This is a genomic window from Colwellia sp. Arc7-D (assembly GCF_003061515.1).
Lineage (GTDB): Bacteria > Pseudomonadota > Gammaproteobacteria > Enterobacterales > Alteromonadaceae > Cognaticolwellia.
Genome location: NZ_CP028924.1, coordinates 3,961,968 through 3,977,502 on the forward strand (window position 1 = coordinate 3,961,968; position 15,535 = coordinate 3,977,502).

A 15,535-nucleotide genomic window follows, 5' to 3' on the forward strand; every position below is an offset into this window, starting at 1 on the left:
TTTTATAAGCATATCACTTGACCCAGATAAGTTAATGATTATTTCAATTTAAATTATGGCCGGTTTATTTACCTAATTCCAAAAAAATAGCCATGAGCATTAATTATATAATACTCATGGCACATCAATTGTATTTGTCGTTCGATCGTTCTAAATTTTCGCGGCCAGTTCTGCTGCTTGTCTAATAGCACGCTTTGCATCAAGTTCAGCGGCAACATTTGCTCCGCCAATCAAATGTGCATTAACGTTTTGTGCTTGCAACTGCTTATACAAAGTACGTTCAGACTCTTGTCCGGCACAAATAATAACATGATCAACTTGCAGTGTTTGTTGCTTACCATCGATAGAAATGACTATACCTTCATCATTAATCTCGTCATAAGTAACGCCCGCTAGCATTTGTACACCATTTTTTTGTAAAGTGGCTCTGTGGATCCAGCCAGTAGTTTTACCTAGCCCTGCTCCTACTTTAGTGGTTTTACGTTGGAGTAAGTAAACTTCACGACTTGGCGCCTCATGTGCTGCTTTGCCCGTTAAACCACCATTTTCTTGATACGACTTGTTTACACCCCAACTTTCTAGCCATTTATCAGCATTGACTGTTAGTGACTCTTCTTCTACCAAAAATTCAGCAACATCAAAACCAATACCGCCGGCACCAATAATGGCTACGCGTTTACCTACAGGTTCTTTATCACGCAATACTTGGATGTAAGATTTAACTTTTTCGTGATCGATACCTTTAATATCTAATGCTCTAGGCACAATACCTGTTGCCAAGACAATTTCGTCAAAGCCAGCAGAAGCAAGTTGCTCGGCACTTTGTTGCTGATTTAAGTGCAGTTTAATATCTAGTAATTCAATTTGTTTATTGAAATAACGTAACGTCTCATAAAACTCTTCTTTGCCCGGTATTTGCTTAGCGTAATTAAATTGTCCGCCGATTTCACTGCCACGGTCGAATATTTCAACCTTGTGGCCACGCTGTGCGGCATAAACGCTAAATGCTAATCCTGCAGGTCCTGCACCAACAACCGCAATTTTTTTCTTGGCATTAGTGGTTTCAAAAGTCAGTTCAGTTTCATAACAAGCTGCGGGGTTAACTAAACAAGATGCGCGTTTCTGGCTAAACACATGATCTAAACACGCTTGGTTACAACCAATACAAGTATTGATTTCATCACTCTTATTTGCCGCGGCTTTGACAACAAAATTTTCATCCGCTAAAAAGGGACGGGCCATCGATACCATATCAGCCTGGCCTGAAGACAATATTTTTTCTGCCACTTCAGGTGTATTAATGCGATTGGTGGTAATTAAAGGCACTGACACTTCTTTTTTCATTCGCTCGGTGATCCAAGTAAATGCAGCGCGAGGTACTGAAGTTGAAATAGTTGGAACACGGGCTTCATGCCAACCAATTCCGGTATTAATTAAAGTTGCACCCGCGGCTTCAACAGCTTTAGCCATGGTTACAACGTCTTGCCAACTGTTTCCGCCGTCAACTAAGTCCAACATTGATAAACGGAAAATAATAATGAAATCATCACCTGCACTAGCGCGCACAGCACGAATAGTTTCAATGGCTAAGCGCATTCTATTTTCAATGCTACCGCCCCACTCATCAGTACGCTTATTAACTTTTACACAGCTAAATTGATTAATGAGATAACCTTCAGAGCCCATAATTTCAACACCGTCATAACCCGCTCTTTTTGCCAATTTTGCTGAATGAGCAAAATCTTTAATCGTGCCTTTAATTTCGCGCACAGACATAGCTTTTGGAGTAAATGGGTTGATTGGTGATTTAACTTTACTCGCTGAGACACTAAAAGGGTGATAAGAATATCTACCAGCATGTAATAGCTGCAAACAAATTTTGGTTGGAAATTCATGTACGGCCGCGGTAATTTTTTTATGCTTAGCTACGTGCCAAAATTTACTCAGCTCGCATCCCATAGGCGCTAAACGACCTCGCATATTAGGACTAATACCACCAGTAACAATAAGACCTACGCCACCTTTTGCTCGCGCTCGATAAAATGCGGCGAGTTTATCAAAACCACCCTTTTCTTCTTCAAGACCGGTATGCATAGAGCCCATCAACGTTCGATTGGCTAAAGAGGTAAAGCCTAAATCTAATGGCGCTAATAAATGTGGGAAGGCAGCATTATCATTCATATTAAGTCACTTTTGGTTGTTATATTAATTTATAGCCAAGGTATATAAAGCTAGTCTATATTTTTGCTTACACTTATGAGTGTATAAAATATCTGCTCCTCAGGTAAAATTCAAGCTTTATTTTGACACCTGTCAGATTAGCGTTATTCTAAGTAAAGTTATAAGCAAAGTGATGAGGAAAATAATGACCAAAGTTACGGGTGCTCAAAAGCACGGGTTTACTTTCTTTATAATCTCCGTATGCTGCGCTTGAGTCATTAGCGGCTTTAACAGGGGAAGCAATATTAATATCGACAAAACAATCATCATTGAGCAAATCACAGCACAGTTGCAAAAAGAATTGTCGCTAACCTTAATTGCTGCAAATAATGCCCACAAAGCGGCTACTGATGATCAGTCAGTCGCTGAAACGCAATATGACACGTTAGCCATAGAGCAAAGTTATTTGGCGGAAGGTCAGTCAAGACGTGTGGATGAAATAAAATACGCCATTAAGCGCTTACAAAGTATTCCTCCTGAAGCATTAACAACCAAGTTGAAAATAAACATTGGCTCTGTTGTACAGTTAGAAAAAGATATTGATAAACAGCAGTGGTTTTTTCTTGCGCCTGTGGCGGGTGGGTATCGCTGTAAATTAACCGTACAAGACAACACGATTAACATGGTTGTTATTACCCCAGAGTCTCCTTTGGGTAAAGCGATGATGAATAAACAGCTTGATGATGAAATAAATATAAAAATAACCGAAAAGCGTATTGTAGATTTCATCACATCGGTTATTTAAGCAAACTAAAGCCCTTCTTAGTAAGGCAGTGATTAAGTGTTTAGTTATTCATTAAGTAAGGCTTTTATACTAAGAATATCGACTGTTTTATCATCCACTTTTAAATAAGCAACTGCTTCGTCATGCATGATTGTCACTTCAATTACGCCAGGCATTTCACTCAATTTTTGCGCCACTTCATGCGCTTGTTCATCGTTATTAATGTTGGTTGAAAAGCTATAAGCTTTAGATTTTTTCAATGGTTTCATGCCCAAGGTTAAAAACAACCAAACTAAGGCAAATAAACCCGTGACCAGAAAAATTGTTTGCTCGCCAAATTCGCCAGCAATAAAGCCACCTAAAATACCACCGGCAAAAGCGCCTAAGAATTGGCTGCTTGAGTAAATACCCATCACACTGCCTTTAACACCTGCAGGCGCAATGCGCGATAATATTGACGGCATAGTTGCTTCTAAATAATTGAAGGCGGTAAAAAACATCATCACCAGTATAATCAAAGTGGTTATGTTAGTGGGTAGGTACCAAAGTAACAATAAAGCGAGTGTTAACAAAGCCACTGCAGCACTGAACATTTGCGTTTCTTTTTGCTTTTTCAATCCGATGATCATAAATGGCACCATCAAGAAAAATGAGCCAATTAATGTGGGTAAATAAAGCTGCCAATGCTGCTCTAGCGCTAGACCATTGGCAACAAATTGCTTAGGTAAAGTAACAAAACACGCCGTTAGCGCCATATGTAAAATGAAGACTCCCCAGTTTAAGCGAGACAGTTGTCCGTCACGAATTAAACTGCCCAACTTTGATGGCAGTGCAACATTATCGCCTTTAGGCGCTGTGTTAACAGAGTTAGGGACAATAAATTGAATAGTTAGCATGGCAAATATCGTTAGTATCGCGATAAACCAAAACAAGCCACTCAATCCAAACGCTTGTGCGACTATCGGGCCAATTATCATCGCGATAGTAAAAGAAAGACCAATAAACATACCGATAGTGGCCATTACTTTGGGGCGCTGTTCTTCACGACTTAAATCCGCAGCTAAAGCAAGTATTGCACTCGCTATTGCACCCGTGCCTTGTAAAGCACGGCCCAATACTACCCCATAAATAGTGTCTGACATGGCAGCCACCACACTACCCAGTAAGAAAACAACTAAACCACCTAAAATAACCGGCTTACGACCAAATTTGTCTGATAAAATCCCCATCGGTATTTGCAACAAGGCCTGAGTTAGGCCATAAGCACCAATCGCTAATCCAAGCCAAATAGGGCTATAGCCAATAAGTTGCTCACCGTAAATGGCAAAAATTGGCAAGATCATAAACAAGCCCAGCATCCTTAAGCCAAACACTGACGCCAACGATAAAGCGGCTTTCTTCTCGATACTATTTAAACCGGATACGCTCATGAAACTTAAACTCTAATTTTGTAGGGAGGATATAAACGCGCACATATTAACACGGCAATCGAATGAACAAAAACAGAGATTTAAGATGAATTTGGACTAAAAATTGTGCGATAATATTTGGTTCCAACTTTATGTTCAGAACAAAGCTGCGTTTCGTATAATTAAAGATAAAAACAACTTAGTTTAGCGCGTATTTTATCGTTAATCATTATGTAAAATGTTACTGAAGCATAAGATAATGTATATCCAGTCTGATCTTTGTATACGGTAATTTCGTATGACAAACCCCGGGCGCTAAATTGGTCAAACAGTCACTATGAAGAAAATTGAAGTCAGGGGTGCTCGCACTCATAACTTGAAAAATATTAATGTAGATATTCCTCGAGATAAACTAGTTGTTATCACGGGTCTTTCTGGCTCAGGTAAATCTTCATTAGCCTTTGATACTTTATACGCCGAAGGGCAAAGACGCTACGTAGAATCACTTTCTGCATATGCTCGCCAGTTTTTATCTTTAATGGAAAAACCCGATGTTGATCACATAGAAGGTTTATCTCCTGCTATTTCAATTGAGCAAAAATCAACGTCGCATAACCCACGTTCAACTGTGGGTACTATCACCGAAATATATGATTATTTACGCTTACTTTATGCACGTGTTGGTGAACCGCGATGTCCAGATCATCATTTACCCTTGGCTGCACAAACCATTTCTCAAATGGTTGATCGCGTTTTAGCGCTAGAAGAAGGCACCAAAGTCATGGTGCTTGCTCCCGTTTTACAAGATCGCAAAGGTGAGCATGTTAAATTATTAGATAACCTAGCCGCACAAGGCTATATCCGTGCACGCATCGACGGTGAAGTGTGCGACCTTTCAGATCCACCCACTTTAGAGTTACACAAAAAGCACACCATTGAAGTTGTAGTTGACCGCCTTAAAGTGCGTGAAGACATTCAATTACGCCTTTCTGAATCTTTTGAAACGGCCCTTTCACTAACCTCTGGCACAGTGAAAGTCGCATTTATGGATGAGCCAAAGAAAGAAGAATTAGTTTTCTCCGCTAACTTTGCTTGTTCTAAATGTGGCTATAGCATGCAGGAATTAGAGCCGCGTTTATTTTCATTCAACAACCCAGCAGGTGCATGTCAAACTTGTGATGGTTTAGGTAATCAGCAGTTTTTTGATGAAAGTCGAATAATTACTAGCCCAGAATTAAGCTTAGCCGGTGGTGCTATTCGTGGTTGGGATAAACGTAATTTCTATTATTTTCAAATGTTGCAAGCCTTGGCTGATCACTACCATTTCTCCTTAGATTTAGCCTTTAGTGAGTTAGACAAAAAAATTCAGCAGCTGATTTTAAAAGGCAGTGGTAAGCAAGAAATAGAATTTAAATACATGAACGATCGAGGTGACATAGTTATTCGCAAGCACCCGTTTGAAGGTATTTTAAATAACATGGATCGCCGTTATCGCGAAACAGAGTCAAATGCGGTTCGTGAAGAATTATCTAAATATCTTAATAGCCAACATTGTCCTGACTGTAACGGTAGTCGTTTACGTCTAGAAGCACGTAATGTTTTTGTTGGTGATACGCCCTTACCTGAAGTGGCTGAATACGCTATTTCTGATGCCTTAGCTTTTTTCCAAGGGCTAGAACTCACTGGTCAAAAAGGGCAAATCGCCGAAAAAATTCTTAAAGAAGTATGTGACCGACTAGGCTTCTTGGTTAACGTAGGTTTAAATTATCTTAACTTGTCACGCGCTGCAGGGACCTTGTCAGGTGGTGAAGCACAACGTATTCGTTTGGCTAGCCAAATTGGCGCTGGGCTAGTGGGCGTCATGTACGTTTTAGATGAGCCGTCAATTGGCTTACATCAACGTGACAATGAACGCTTGTTAGAAACCTTGATTCATTTACGTGATTTAGGCAACACGGTTATCGTGGTTGAACATGATGAAGATGCCATTCGCGCCGCAGATTACGTTATTGATATTGGCCCTGGCGCCGGTGTACATGGCGGTCATATTATTGCTGAAGGTAAAGTAGATGACATTTTAGCGTGTGAAGAATCACTTACTGGCCAGTACTTGTCAGGTAGAGAAAGCATTGCCATACCTAAAAACAGAGTTCCTTTTGACAAAAACAATGTCGTTGAATTAAAAGGCGCAACAGGCAATAACTTAAAAAATGTTGATTTAATTATTCCTAATGGCTTAATGACCTGTGTTACTGGCGTTTCTGGTTCAGGTAAATCAACCCTGATTAACGACACCTTGTATAAGTTGGCGCACATTGAGTTAAATGGCGCTACAACGCAAGAGCCTGCTCCTCACAAAGAAATTATTGGCTTAGATTTACTCGACAAAGTTATCGATATTGATCAAAGTCCTATTGGCAGAACACCGCGTTCTAATCCTGCAACTTATACTGGGATTTTTACGGCTATTCGTGACATTTTTGCTGCCACACAAGAGTCTCGTTCACGTGGTTATAAACCTGGGCGTTTTAGTTTTAACGTTAAAGGCGGGCGCTGTGAGGCTTGCCAAGGCGACGGATTAATTAAAGTTGAAATGCACTTTTTACCTGATGTTTATGTACCTTGTGACGTTTGTAAAAGTAAACGCTATAACCGTGAAACTTTAGAAGTAAAATACAAAGGTAAAAGCATTCATGAAGTGCTAGATATGACCATTGAAGATGCCTTTGAATTTTTCGCCCCTATTCCAGCGGTAAAACGTAAGCTGCAAACTTTAATGGATGTTGGTTTAAGTTATATCAAGCTTGGACAATCAGCAACCACCTTGTCAGGTGGTGAAGCACAACGTATTAAATTGGCTAAAGAGTTATCAAAACGAGATACCGGTAAAACTTTATATATTTTGGATGAGCCAACCACTGGTTTACATTTTCACGATATTAAACAATTACTACAAGTTATCCATCGCTTGCGTGACCATGGTAATACCATAGTGGTCATTGAGCATAATTTAGACGTGATAAAAACAGCTGACTGGATTGTAGATTTAGGTCCAGAAGGTGGTGGCGGTGGTGGTGAAATATTAGTTACAGGTACACCAGAGCAAGTGGCTAAACATAAAGGCTCGCATACCGCGAGATTCTTAAAGCCATTACTAGCTAAAAACAAGTCATCTAAGTAAGCTGTTGATAGTGTAATAATCCCATCAAATTTCTCCTTGATGCTTCCCTAAAGGCTTGTTTTTTAACAAGCCTTTTTATTGTGTTCATTTTTACATAAGTTAAGTTTAGTGCTGCTGATAATTGATAGTCTCAGTAAACTGTCACGGTAAATAATCCTAGTAATTAAGCGAAAAATCTAAAGTAGCTTTAACGCCTATTACTTAGATTGATGAACTGACTTTTCTGCAATTAAGCATCAACAGAACACCATGCAATTGAATAGTTTTTATCACTTATAATTGCTCACTTTCTTAATTCAATTGGTATAAGATAACTCATCGAATTAAAACGGAAACTTAAGCAGTAAGTAAATGAATATAATAAATAACAATAATACGCCTTGGCAAAACCCTTTAATTTATTTATTGGCCTTTAGTAGTGGCTTTTGCATCATGAGCATTGAGCTATTAGGTGGTAGGATTTTAGCGCCATTTTTTGGCAGTAGTGTTCATATTTGGGGCAGTATCATTACTGTATTTATGCTGAGTTTATCTTTTGGTTACTTAGCCGGTGGGAAGCTATCGACAAAAAACGCATCTTTAAATCGCTATGGGTTAATTTTTATTTGTGCTGGTATCACCATTTTACCCGTCGCTTTTTCTTCGCAATGGCTAATGGAAGCTATATTTCTAGCTATTGAAGATACGCGATATGGTTCGTTATTAGCGTCAATGGCCTTATTTTTTATCCCTACAGTGATACTCGGTATGATTTCACCTTACTCAGTGCGTTTGCTAGTTACTGATAAAGATAAAAGTGGTCAAGTGGCGGGGTTTCTCTACTTTGTATCAACACTGGGCAGCGCATTAGGGACTATAATTACTTCTTTCTATTTGGTTTTACTGTTCGAGGTTAACGATATTATTATGGTATGTAGTGCCGTACTGATATTTCTTGGTGTAAGTGCCATGATATTTAATCGTATTAATCAACAAAAACAAAGTCACAATAACAACGCGCTTCATCAGCAAGGGACAGCACATGAATAAATTTGTTTTTACACTTATTATTATCAGTGGTTTACTCATTGGCTCAATATTAAGTACGCAAGCAATAGCCAAAACTATCCACAGTGAACGCTCGTTATACCGGAACATATTGGTGGAAGAAAGCAAGGGCTTACGCTGCTTAAAATTTAATGTGAAAAGCTCGAAAACTCAACAAAGCTGCATGTTGGTTGATGACCCACAACGCTTAGTTTTTAATTATACCAAAATGCTATTTTCAAGCTTATTACTAAACCCTAACCCTGAGCGTATATTAATTATTGGTTTAGGTGGCGGCACAATGTCGAACGCTTTACACCAAATATACCCTAAGGCCACGATTACTAATGTAGAAATAGATCCCGCCGTGATTAAAGTTGCGCGTAACTACTTTACATTTTTCGAAAACGACCACATTACCGCGATAGCACAAGACGGGCGTATTTTTGTAAAGCGTGAATCAATAAAAAAACAACAATATGATTGGATAATTCTCGACGCGTTTAACGGTGACTACATACCTGAACATTTAATGACGCAAGAGTTTTTACAAGAAGCTAAGAATTTACTCAGTGCCAACGGGGTATTAGCAGCAAACACATTCTCGGTAAGTGACTTATATAATTATGAGTCGGCGACTTATAAATCTGTTTTTGGTGATTTTTTCAATGTGAGAAATAATAACAACAGTAATCGCATTATATTAGCGAGTGCGAAACCCTTGCCGAGTAATGAAGTGATAGCAGCGCGAGCATTAGCGCTTAACGATAAGTTATTACCCTTTAATGTCGATATTACAGAAATTAGCCGCCAAATGACTTCAACGGCAACCACACAAGACTGGCCAAAAAATTCACCCATATTAACCGACCAGTATTCACCTGCAAACTTATTGAATTTAAAGTAAGCGTTAAAACAGTGATGTAATACATGTCAAATTACCAAGGTATAGGCAACAACTTAGCCTATACCTTGTTGCCTATACCCAGCTTTAATTCATGCATGTAATTCACTAGCGCTTGATGCTCAGCGGATGGGGATTTACTCAATGCGGCAGTTACGCCTTGTTGATCTTCTATCGACCGATGCTGACCTAGCTTAGCTTTAGCCTCAACAACTTCAATTGAAATTTTAAAACCAACAATACCTCGAGATAATTTTTCTTGATACTCGGCACTCACCACATCTCGGTCAACTAACAGTTCAGGTTCGAACTTTTGCATAAGTAATTCAAGTGCCTGTGTTGTCGCGTCTGCCGTTAATATTTCAGCGCAGCCTTTAATATGTATGGCCGCATAGTTCCAAGTAGGTACCGCAGGTTTATTGTTATACCAAGTTGGAGAAATGTACCCATGTGGACCATGAAATATCACTAGATGTTGCTGAGATACATCTTCACTTAGTTCGCGCCAATGTGGATTAATACGTGCAAAGTGGCCAATTAAGCAATGGTTTTCTAGATCTAACATTAACGGGACATGGGTCGACTGCAATGACGGTGAAACGATTGTGGCAAAGCTATGCTTTTCAATAAAAGCAAAAATATCAGCTTGCTTCTCTAACTGCCATTTTTCAGGAACATGCATAGATTTAGTTACCGTTTCTCGTTTTTACTAACCACAAAGTTAATTTTTATTTTTTAAGCTTAAGCGTTTTTTTCCCGTTGATGTTGCTGCTGGTTTTTTGACATCAATACGCGTTAAGGTACGTGAAGAAGCAGGTGATTTAGACACGATGCTTTTACTGTCGTGTTTAATGTCGGCAATATCTACCTTTACTGCTGTATCATTCACTTCTGTTTCTGCTTCGTTAAAATCATCCGCATTAATTTCTTTTTCAATAAAATCATCATCAAGCGCAGTTTTACGAGATCCAGCTACCGCAGTATTGATTTCAGCCATTTCACTTACGGTTAAATCTCGCCATTCTCCTGGACGCAATTGACCAAGTTCAACTTTCATAATGCGTGAACGCTTTAACTCAATCACTTCATAATCAAGATATTCACACATGCGACGAATTTGTCGATTTAGTCCTTGCGTCAAAATGATACGAAAAACAAATTTACTCTCTGGTTTAACCTTACAAGGTTTGGTAATGGTACCTAAAATTGGCACACCTTTGGACATACGTTCAATAAACCGTTCGCTGATTGGCTTATCTACTTTTACGATATATTCTTTGTCGTGAGCGTTTTCAGCACGCAATATTTTATTAACAATATCGCCGTCACTGGTGAGGAATATTAACCCTTCTGAAGGTTTATCTAAGCGGCCAATAGGAAATATACGTTTAGTGTGACCAATCGCATCAATAATATTACCTTTAACATGACGTTCAGTAGTACAGGTAATGCCTACCGGCTTGTTATAAGCAATATAAACACGGTCAGTATGGTTACTAGCACTGGCTTTAATCTCATTACCGTCAACACAAACTTTATCGCCCGACACAACTTTAGTGCCTAGCTCTGGAATCTTGCCATTAATGGTCACACGATTATTTTCGATTAACTTATCGGCAAATCGGCGCGAACAATAACCCGAGTCGCTAATATATTTGTTGAGACGTTTTTCGTAACTTGACACTGGCTATCCTAAATAAGATCGGTAAATAATGGTGTGTTCTACATTTGATTAAAGCTATTTTACCTAACTTTTGTCACACTGTAGAGTAATGTTATTAAAAGCAGTAAAAAATACAACAAACAAAGGTGTAAATATGAAAATAGTCGCATTTGGTGCCAGTACCAGTAGTAAATCAATCAATAAGCAACTTGCCATGTATGCCGGGCGCTTAGCGACTGAAATCAACCCAAGTATTGAAGTAGAAGTACTCGATTTAAATGATTATGAACTCCCTCTTTTTAGTCAAGATAAAGAAGCTGAATTGGGCCAACCTGAAGCGGCAAAAGCCTTTTTTAACAAACTTGGGGAGAGTGATGCCATTATTATTTCTTTTGCTGAACATAATGGTAGTTACAGTGCAGCCTATAAAAACTTATTTGACTGGACTTCACGCATCAATCAAAAACTTTTCCAAAGTAAGCCAATGTTATTACTGGCCACTTCACCGGGCGCAGGCGGCGCAGTAACGGTGTTAGCCGCAGCTACAGGCTCAGCACCTTATTTTTCTGGGGAAGTAAAAGCTTCGTTATCTGTGCCTAGCTTTTTCGACAACTTTGATACTGATAAGGCTTCATTAACCAATACTGAGTTAGATTTAAAATTGAAAGCCGCAGTGCAAAGCTTACTTGCATAGCAGCCAATAAGATCCTAAAGCTTATTATAAGCTTTAGGATTTATCAGTGGCGTTAATTTGTCCGTTTACAATAACATCGGGTTGCTTAGCTTTGTTACCCACCGTTACTTTTGCACCTTGGTTACAGACAGAAAAAGAACTACAAGCAGCAAGAGTAAACACAATGATGATAAGAAATAATAATTTAAATTTCATATTTACCCTTTAATGTTGACTGTTGACGACTAATTTAGCGAGTTGTCGATCATGATATTTAGCGAGTAAGATAAGTGACATAATCGCGCCAACTAATGCTAATGCCATATCTGATTGTGTATCCCAAATATAACCTTGTGTACCCAGAAATGCTTCCGCATTTTCGCCTGAAGCAACGGCCACCCACCACTCTATTAATTCATAAAATGCGCTAAAAGCTAAACAAATAGCAACAATAATCACATTTAACCAAGCCCTACCATTAACAACGCCTTTGCGGATAAGAATTTCACGGGCCAGTAAAGCAGGTACAAAACCTTGGAAGAAATGACCAACTTTATCGTAATTATTACGCTCAGATCCCATCCAATTAGCAATGGTATCGAATAACGGCACTTCCGCATAGGTGTAGTGTCCGCCCACCATTAAGACGATACAATGCAGTAAGATAAAATTATAAAGTAAACGTGTTAACGCAAAGTTTTTGAAACTTATGACCATTAACACCAAGCCAATAATGGCCGGTAATACTTCTAAAAACCACGTAAATTGATCTTTCGGTCCTATACCCGACCAAATCAAAACAATAAAATAAAGCGTTAACCAAAGAACTTTTAACATGTTAAATACCATTGAATAAATAAAAAAACACTAACGAATTAAGTAATACTTATATCGATGTGTAAACTATATAACCACCGAAAATTAAAGAGAATAGACCAAAAAATCTAAATGTAGATCTAAACTTTGTCGCCGACCACAGCGCAAATGTTCGATGTTTTTTTGCGCCCACAACATATAAAGTGGCGGCAGCAATTAACATCAAGTATCCCAACACTACATTGATAGTAGGCGCCAATGTTAGTGGTGAGTAATAAACAAAAACCACACCAAAAAATAGCCGACTCATCATTTCGAAAATATGAAAGTATGTTAGCTGGCTAAAGCGAATAATACCTTTTGAAAAAGCATGAGGACTGATGATCATCAACAAACTTAACGCCATCATCATTAGACCAAAACCCGTGATCAATATCATAAAAAGTACCGTCTACTTTTCTGCTTTATCTTACTTGTAATAATTTCCCTTAGGCGCGGCACCAAACAAGCTCATCGCTGCTTGCATTTCATCTTGTGGATAGTTGGTGATGGCAAGTTGGTGGCTTTCTATATCAACCCAACGCTCTATCATCATAAACTGATCGCTGTGTTCATTATGCTTTAAAAGCTGACATGAAATGCAGCCTTCAGCACTTGAAATATAAGGCACAAGGGTTTGTAAAAATGAAAAAAGTTCGGCTGATTTTTCAGCTGCTGCAGTAAATTCGTTAATGCGGGTTATGTTCATAGTATCCTCTTAAAGCTCATTATTTCATCATAAACAGCTAACGTATTTATTTGCTAGCTCATGTATTATTTCAGGTTATTAAAATTGAATGCTTTCTTCTTTTTACAATCCATATTCCTTAGTATTTAGTATTTAGTATTTAGACTAGGGAAATGCAAAACATGAGCGCCATTAGCACACGTGTTGTCCGAACCCCGAACAACCTAGTTAAACAAACGTTGATTAAAATAAACAATCATGTGCTTTAAAACCTAACAAGCCACTTTTAATGTAATGATATTAAGAGAGACAGAGGCTCAACTCGACCTTACCATACATTAGTTATTATCAATTTCTCGTTGTAATTGTTCTAAAGCCTCAGTAATAGTTAAAAATTTCTTTCCGAATGTAGTCACATGGTATTCCACACGTGGCGGCAATTCATTAAAACTCAAACGTTCTAAAATGCCAAATTCAATATTTTTCTTCAAACAAACATTTAACACTTTTGTCGTTAATCCTTCAACATTACGCACCATTTCACCTGGGCGATTAATTCCATTAGACAATAATTGATAAACCGTTAAAGACCATTTACACCCATATATGGTTTCAACCATACGTGCGCTGTCCAAAGGAGGTGTTTTTCTTGAAATTATTTTTTCATTATTATTCATAAAGATGTACCCAAAAGTACCTACCCCACTAATTTGTGCCTACTTTTCAACAAGTAAAATTGCTCGCTAAACTGCTCTTACTTTAGCAATTGTAGACAATAATTTGGAGTAAAATATGAGTATTTCGAAAAACACATTAGCCGTTATTATCGGTGGTTCAAGTGGAATGGGATTAGCAACAGCAAAACAGCTAGCCGCGCAAGGAATTGAGCTTATTATTGTTGGTCGTGACAGCGACAAGCTTAATGCAGTTAAACAAGAACTTTCTGCGTTAACCCGCATTGAAACATATTCAGTAGATTTATATAACCAAATCCAAGTAGATGATTTTAATAAATATATCAACACATTACCTCGACATATAAATTACTTAGTAAACGCTGCTGGTTATTTTAAACCGACTAGCTTTCTTGAACATAATAACGAGGTATACGATCAATATATGGAGTTAAATCGTGCAACATTTTTCATCTCACAAGCCGTTGCCAAGAATATGATCAAGTATCAGTCTGGCGCAATTGTAAATATTGGTTCTATGTGGGCTAAACAAGCGATAAAGGCAACCCCATCTTCAGCTTACTCTATGGCGAAGGCAGGTTTACATTCATTAACTCAGAATATGGCTATGGAATTAGCCGAATTTAATATTCGGGTTAATGCCGTGGCTCCTGCTGTTGTAAAAACACCTATATATCATTCTTTTATTGAGCCAAAAGATATTGACACTGCACTAGCTGGTTTAGATGCCTTTCACCCAATTGGAAGAATTGGTCAAGCTGACGACATCGCCAACAGTGTTAGTTTCTTACTGAGTAATAAAGCAGATTGGGTGACCGGTGCTATTTGGGATCATGACGGTGGTGTCATGGCTGGTAGAAACTAAAATATAAAACTTTCAGTCACTAAATAACGCTTAATATTGATAGATAAAAAGGAGTCGAGTTAATCTCTTCTCCTTTTTGTACAGCCCTGTTATCTGCCCCTGATATCTAACCCTGTTGTGATAAAAGTGTGATAAAAGTGCGATAAACGAATGTAAATATCAACTAGCGCTTTTTCACAATGTTTATAAGCTAAGCTGTTTCATCATGTAATATCTGCAGCCAGTTTTTGGGTAACCTTGCTGTGTCCATTGAACTTGGTAGCCATGTTTTTCATAAAATGGCATCGCTTGAAAATTCAACGTATCCAGTAAAGCTTTATTACAACCTCGCGCCTGTGCTGCTTGTTCAATTTCATGTAATATTTTACTGCCGACTTGCTGGCCTCGCAGAGTTTCTGACACCCATAAAGTATTGATCATTAACCAATCACCAAATGTTCGCCCTGCCGCGCCAGCAATAACCTCACCATCTTCATCGGTTAACTTTACAGCAATCGCTTTACGTTCACTTACTTCCCAATTCGCCCAGTTAAATTCAGCAATTTTATCGTCTAAAAATGCAATTAACTCTGTTGCTGGATTTTCAATAACTTCTATTTTCAACGCTTCTTCCTGAGCAGGTTTAATACTTA

At 38.5% G+C, this 15,535-nt stretch carries 16 protein-coding genes; 6 read left to right on the forward strand and 10 right to left on the reverse strand.

Annotated elements, in window-relative coordinates; all coding sequences use genetic code 11:
• Positions 1–150: 150 nt before the first annotated feature.
• Positions 151–2,181 carry an NADPH-dependent 2,4-dienoyl-CoA reductase gene (locus DBO93_RS17185; RefSeq protein WP_108457419.1) on the reverse strand — a complete coding sequence of 677 codons (2,031 nt, stop codon included), beginning with the start codon at positions 2,179–2,181 and terminating at the stop codon, positions 151–153.
• A 328-nt stretch (positions 2,182–2,509) separates the two neighbouring features.
• Between DBO93_RS17185 and DBO93_RS17195 the strand changes: the two genes are divergently transcribed.
• Positions 2,510–2,965: a hypothetical protein gene (locus tag DBO93_RS17195; RefSeq protein WP_239059032.1), complete on the forward strand. Its 456-nt coding sequence runs from the start codon at positions 2,510–2,512 to the stop codon at positions 2,963–2,965.
• A gap of 44 nt (positions 2,966–3,009) precedes the next feature.
• Here DBO93_RS17195 and DBO93_RS17200 read toward each other — a convergent pair whose 3' ends face one another.
• Positions 3,010–4,374: an MFS transporter gene (locus tag DBO93_RS17200; protein WP_108457422.1), complete on the reverse strand. Its 1,365-nt coding sequence runs from the start codon at positions 4,372–4,374 to the stop codon at positions 3,010–3,012.
• 316 nt (positions 4,375–4,690) lie between these two features.
• On the opposite strand from DBO93_RS17200, the gene uvrA reads away from it, so the two are divergent.
• From uvrA to DBO93_RS17215, 3 genes are all read left to right on the forward strand, one after another.
• A complete protein-coding gene (uvrA, locus tag DBO93_RS17205; protein WP_108457423.1) occupies positions 4,691–7,534 on the forward strand; it encodes an excinuclease ABC subunit UvrA in 2,844 nt (947 codons plus the stop codon).
• Positions 7,535–7,885: 351 nt separating this feature from the next.
• Entirely contained in the window at positions 7,886–8,563 is a 678-nt protein-coding gene (locus tag DBO93_RS17210; protein WP_108457424.1) for a fused MFS/spermidine synthase, read from the forward strand.
• Positions 8,556–9,467, forward strand: a complete 912-nt coding sequence (locus DBO93_RS17215) for a fused MFS/spermidine synthase (RefSeq protein ID WP_108457425.1) — start codon at positions 8,556–8,558, stop codon at positions 9,465–9,467. Before DBO93_RS17210 ends, DBO93_RS17215 begins: the two co-directional genes overlap by 8 nt.
• A 58-nt stretch (positions 9,468–9,525) precedes the next feature.
• Here the strand turns inward: DBO93_RS17215 and DBO93_RS17220 are convergent, their stop codons facing one another.
• Together DBO93_RS17220 and rluF are read right to left on the reverse strand one after the other, a co-directional pair.
• A complete protein-coding gene (locus DBO93_RS17220; RefSeq protein WP_108457426.1) occupies positions 9,526–10,146 on the reverse strand; it encodes an FMN-binding negative transcriptional regulator in 621 nt (206 codons plus the stop codon).
• A 39-nt stretch (positions 10,147–10,185) separates the two neighbouring features.
• The gene (gene rluF, locus DBO93_RS17225; RefSeq protein ID WP_108457427.1) at positions 10,186–11,148 is read right to left on the reverse strand and encodes a 23S rRNA pseudouridine(2604) synthase RluF; all 963 of its coding nucleotides are present in this window, start codon (positions 11,146–11,148) and stop codon (positions 10,186–10,188) included.
• A gap of 133 nt (positions 11,149–11,281) precedes the next feature.
• On the opposite strand from rluF, the gene DBO93_RS17230 reads away from it, so the two are divergent.
• Positions 11,282–11,821, forward strand: a complete 540-nt coding sequence (locus tag DBO93_RS17230; protein WP_108457911.1) for an NAD(P)H-dependent oxidoreductase — start codon at positions 11,282–11,284, stop codon at positions 11,819–11,821.
• Positions 11,822–11,854: 33 nt separating this feature from the next.
• Here the strand turns inward: DBO93_RS17230 and DBO93_RS18730 are convergent, their stop codons facing one another.
• The 5 genes from DBO93_RS18730 to DBO93_RS17250 all read right to left on the reverse strand — a co-directional run bounded on the left by DBO93_RS18730 (position 11,855) and on the right by DBO93_RS17250 (position 14,020).
• Positions 11,855–12,016, reverse strand: a complete 162-nt coding sequence (locus DBO93_RS18730; RefSeq protein WP_162533820.1) for a hypothetical protein — start codon at positions 12,014–12,016, stop codon at positions 11,855–11,857.
• Positions 12,017–12,025: 9 nt separating this feature from the next.
• Positions 12,026–12,637, reverse strand: coding sequence for a DUF2238 domain-containing protein (locus tag DBO93_RS17235; protein WP_108457428.1), 612 nt, complete (start codon positions 12,635–12,637; stop codon positions 12,026–12,028).
• A gap of 49 nt (positions 12,638–12,686) precedes the next feature.
• Positions 12,687–13,055, reverse strand: coding sequence for a hypothetical protein (locus DBO93_RS17240; RefSeq protein WP_108457429.1), 369 nt, complete (start codon positions 13,053–13,055; stop codon positions 12,687–12,689).
• Between the two features lie 30 nt (positions 13,056–13,085).
• Positions 13,086–13,364, reverse strand: a complete 279-nt coding sequence (locus DBO93_RS17245) for an antibiotic biosynthesis monooxygenase family protein (RefSeq protein ID WP_108457430.1) — start codon at positions 13,362–13,364, stop codon at positions 13,086–13,088.
• A 317-nt stretch (positions 13,365–13,681) separates the two neighbouring features.
• The gene (locus tag DBO93_RS17250; RefSeq protein WP_108457431.1) at positions 13,682–14,020 is read right to left on the reverse strand and encodes a winged helix-turn-helix transcriptional regulator; all 339 of its coding nucleotides are present in this window, start codon (positions 14,018–14,020) and stop codon (positions 13,682–13,684) included.
• Positions 14,021–14,135: 115 nt separating this feature from the next.
• Between DBO93_RS17250 and DBO93_RS17255 the strand changes: the two genes are divergently transcribed.
• Positions 14,136–14,903 (forward strand): SDR family oxidoreductase, encoded by a 768-nt coding sequence (locus tag DBO93_RS17255; protein WP_108457432.1) that lies wholly within the window; start codon positions 14,136–14,138, stop codon positions 14,901–14,903.
• Between the two features lie 183 nt (positions 14,904–15,086).
• Here DBO93_RS17255 and DBO93_RS17260 read toward each other — a convergent pair whose 3' ends face one another.
• Positions 15,087–15,506 carry a GNAT family N-acetyltransferase gene (locus DBO93_RS17260; RefSeq protein WP_108457433.1) on the reverse strand — a complete coding sequence of 140 codons (420 nt, stop codon included), beginning with the start codon at positions 15,504–15,506 and terminating at the stop codon, positions 15,087–15,089.
• Between the last annotated feature and the right edge of the window lie 29 nt (positions 15,507–15,535).

Excerpts from the sequence above, each read along its gene's own strand:
- DBO93_RS17185 (WP_108457419.1), bottom strand. The coding sequence starts at position 2,181 with ATGAATGATAATGCTGCCTTCCCACATTTATTAGCGCCATTAGATTTA.
- DBO93_RS17200 (WP_108457422.1), bottom strand. The coding sequence starts at position 4,374 with ATGAGCGTATCCGGTTTAAATAGTATCGAGAAGAAAGCCGCTTTATCG.
- uvrA (WP_108457423.1), top strand. The coding sequence starts at position 4,691 with ATGAAGAAAATTGAAGTCAGGGGTGCTCGCACTCATAACTTGAAAAAT.
- DBO93_RS17210 (WP_108457424.1), top strand. The coding sequence starts at position 7,886 with ATGAATATAATAAATAACAATAATACGCCTTGGCAAAACCCTTTAATT.
- DBO93_RS17215 (WP_108457425.1), top strand. The coding sequence starts at position 8,556 with ATGAATAAATTTGTTTTTACACTTATTATTATCAGTGGTTTACTCATT.
- DBO93_RS17220 (WP_108457426.1), bottom strand. The coding sequence starts at position 10,146 with ATGCATGTTCCTGAAAAATGGCAGTTAGAGAAGCAAGCTGATATTTTT.
- DBO93_RS17230 (WP_108457911.1), top strand. The coding sequence starts at position 11,282 with ATGAAAATAGTCGCATTTGGTGCCAGTACCAGTAGTAAATCAATCAAT.
- DBO93_RS18730 (WP_162533820.1), bottom strand. The coding sequence starts at position 12,016 with ATGAAATTTAAATTATTATTTCTTATCATCATTGTGTTTACTCTTGCT.
- DBO93_RS17235 (WP_108457428.1), bottom strand. The coding sequence starts at position 12,637 with ATGTTAAAAGTTCTTTGGTTAACGCTTTATTTTATTGTTTTGATTTGG.
- DBO93_RS17240 (WP_108457429.1), bottom strand. The coding sequence starts at position 13,055 with ATGATATTGATCACGGGTTTTGGTCTAATGATGATGGCGTTAAGTTTG.
- DBO93_RS17245 (WP_108457430.1), bottom strand. The coding sequence starts at position 13,364 with ATGAACATAACCCGCATTAACGAATTTACTGCAGCAGCTGAAAAATCA.
- DBO93_RS17250 (WP_108457431.1), bottom strand. The coding sequence starts at position 14,020 with ATGAATAATAATGAAAAAATAATTTCAAGAAAAACACCTCCTTTGGAC.
- DBO93_RS17255 (WP_108457432.1), top strand. The coding sequence starts at position 14,136 with ATGAGTATTTCGAAAAACACATTAGCCGTTATTATCGGTGGTTCAAGT.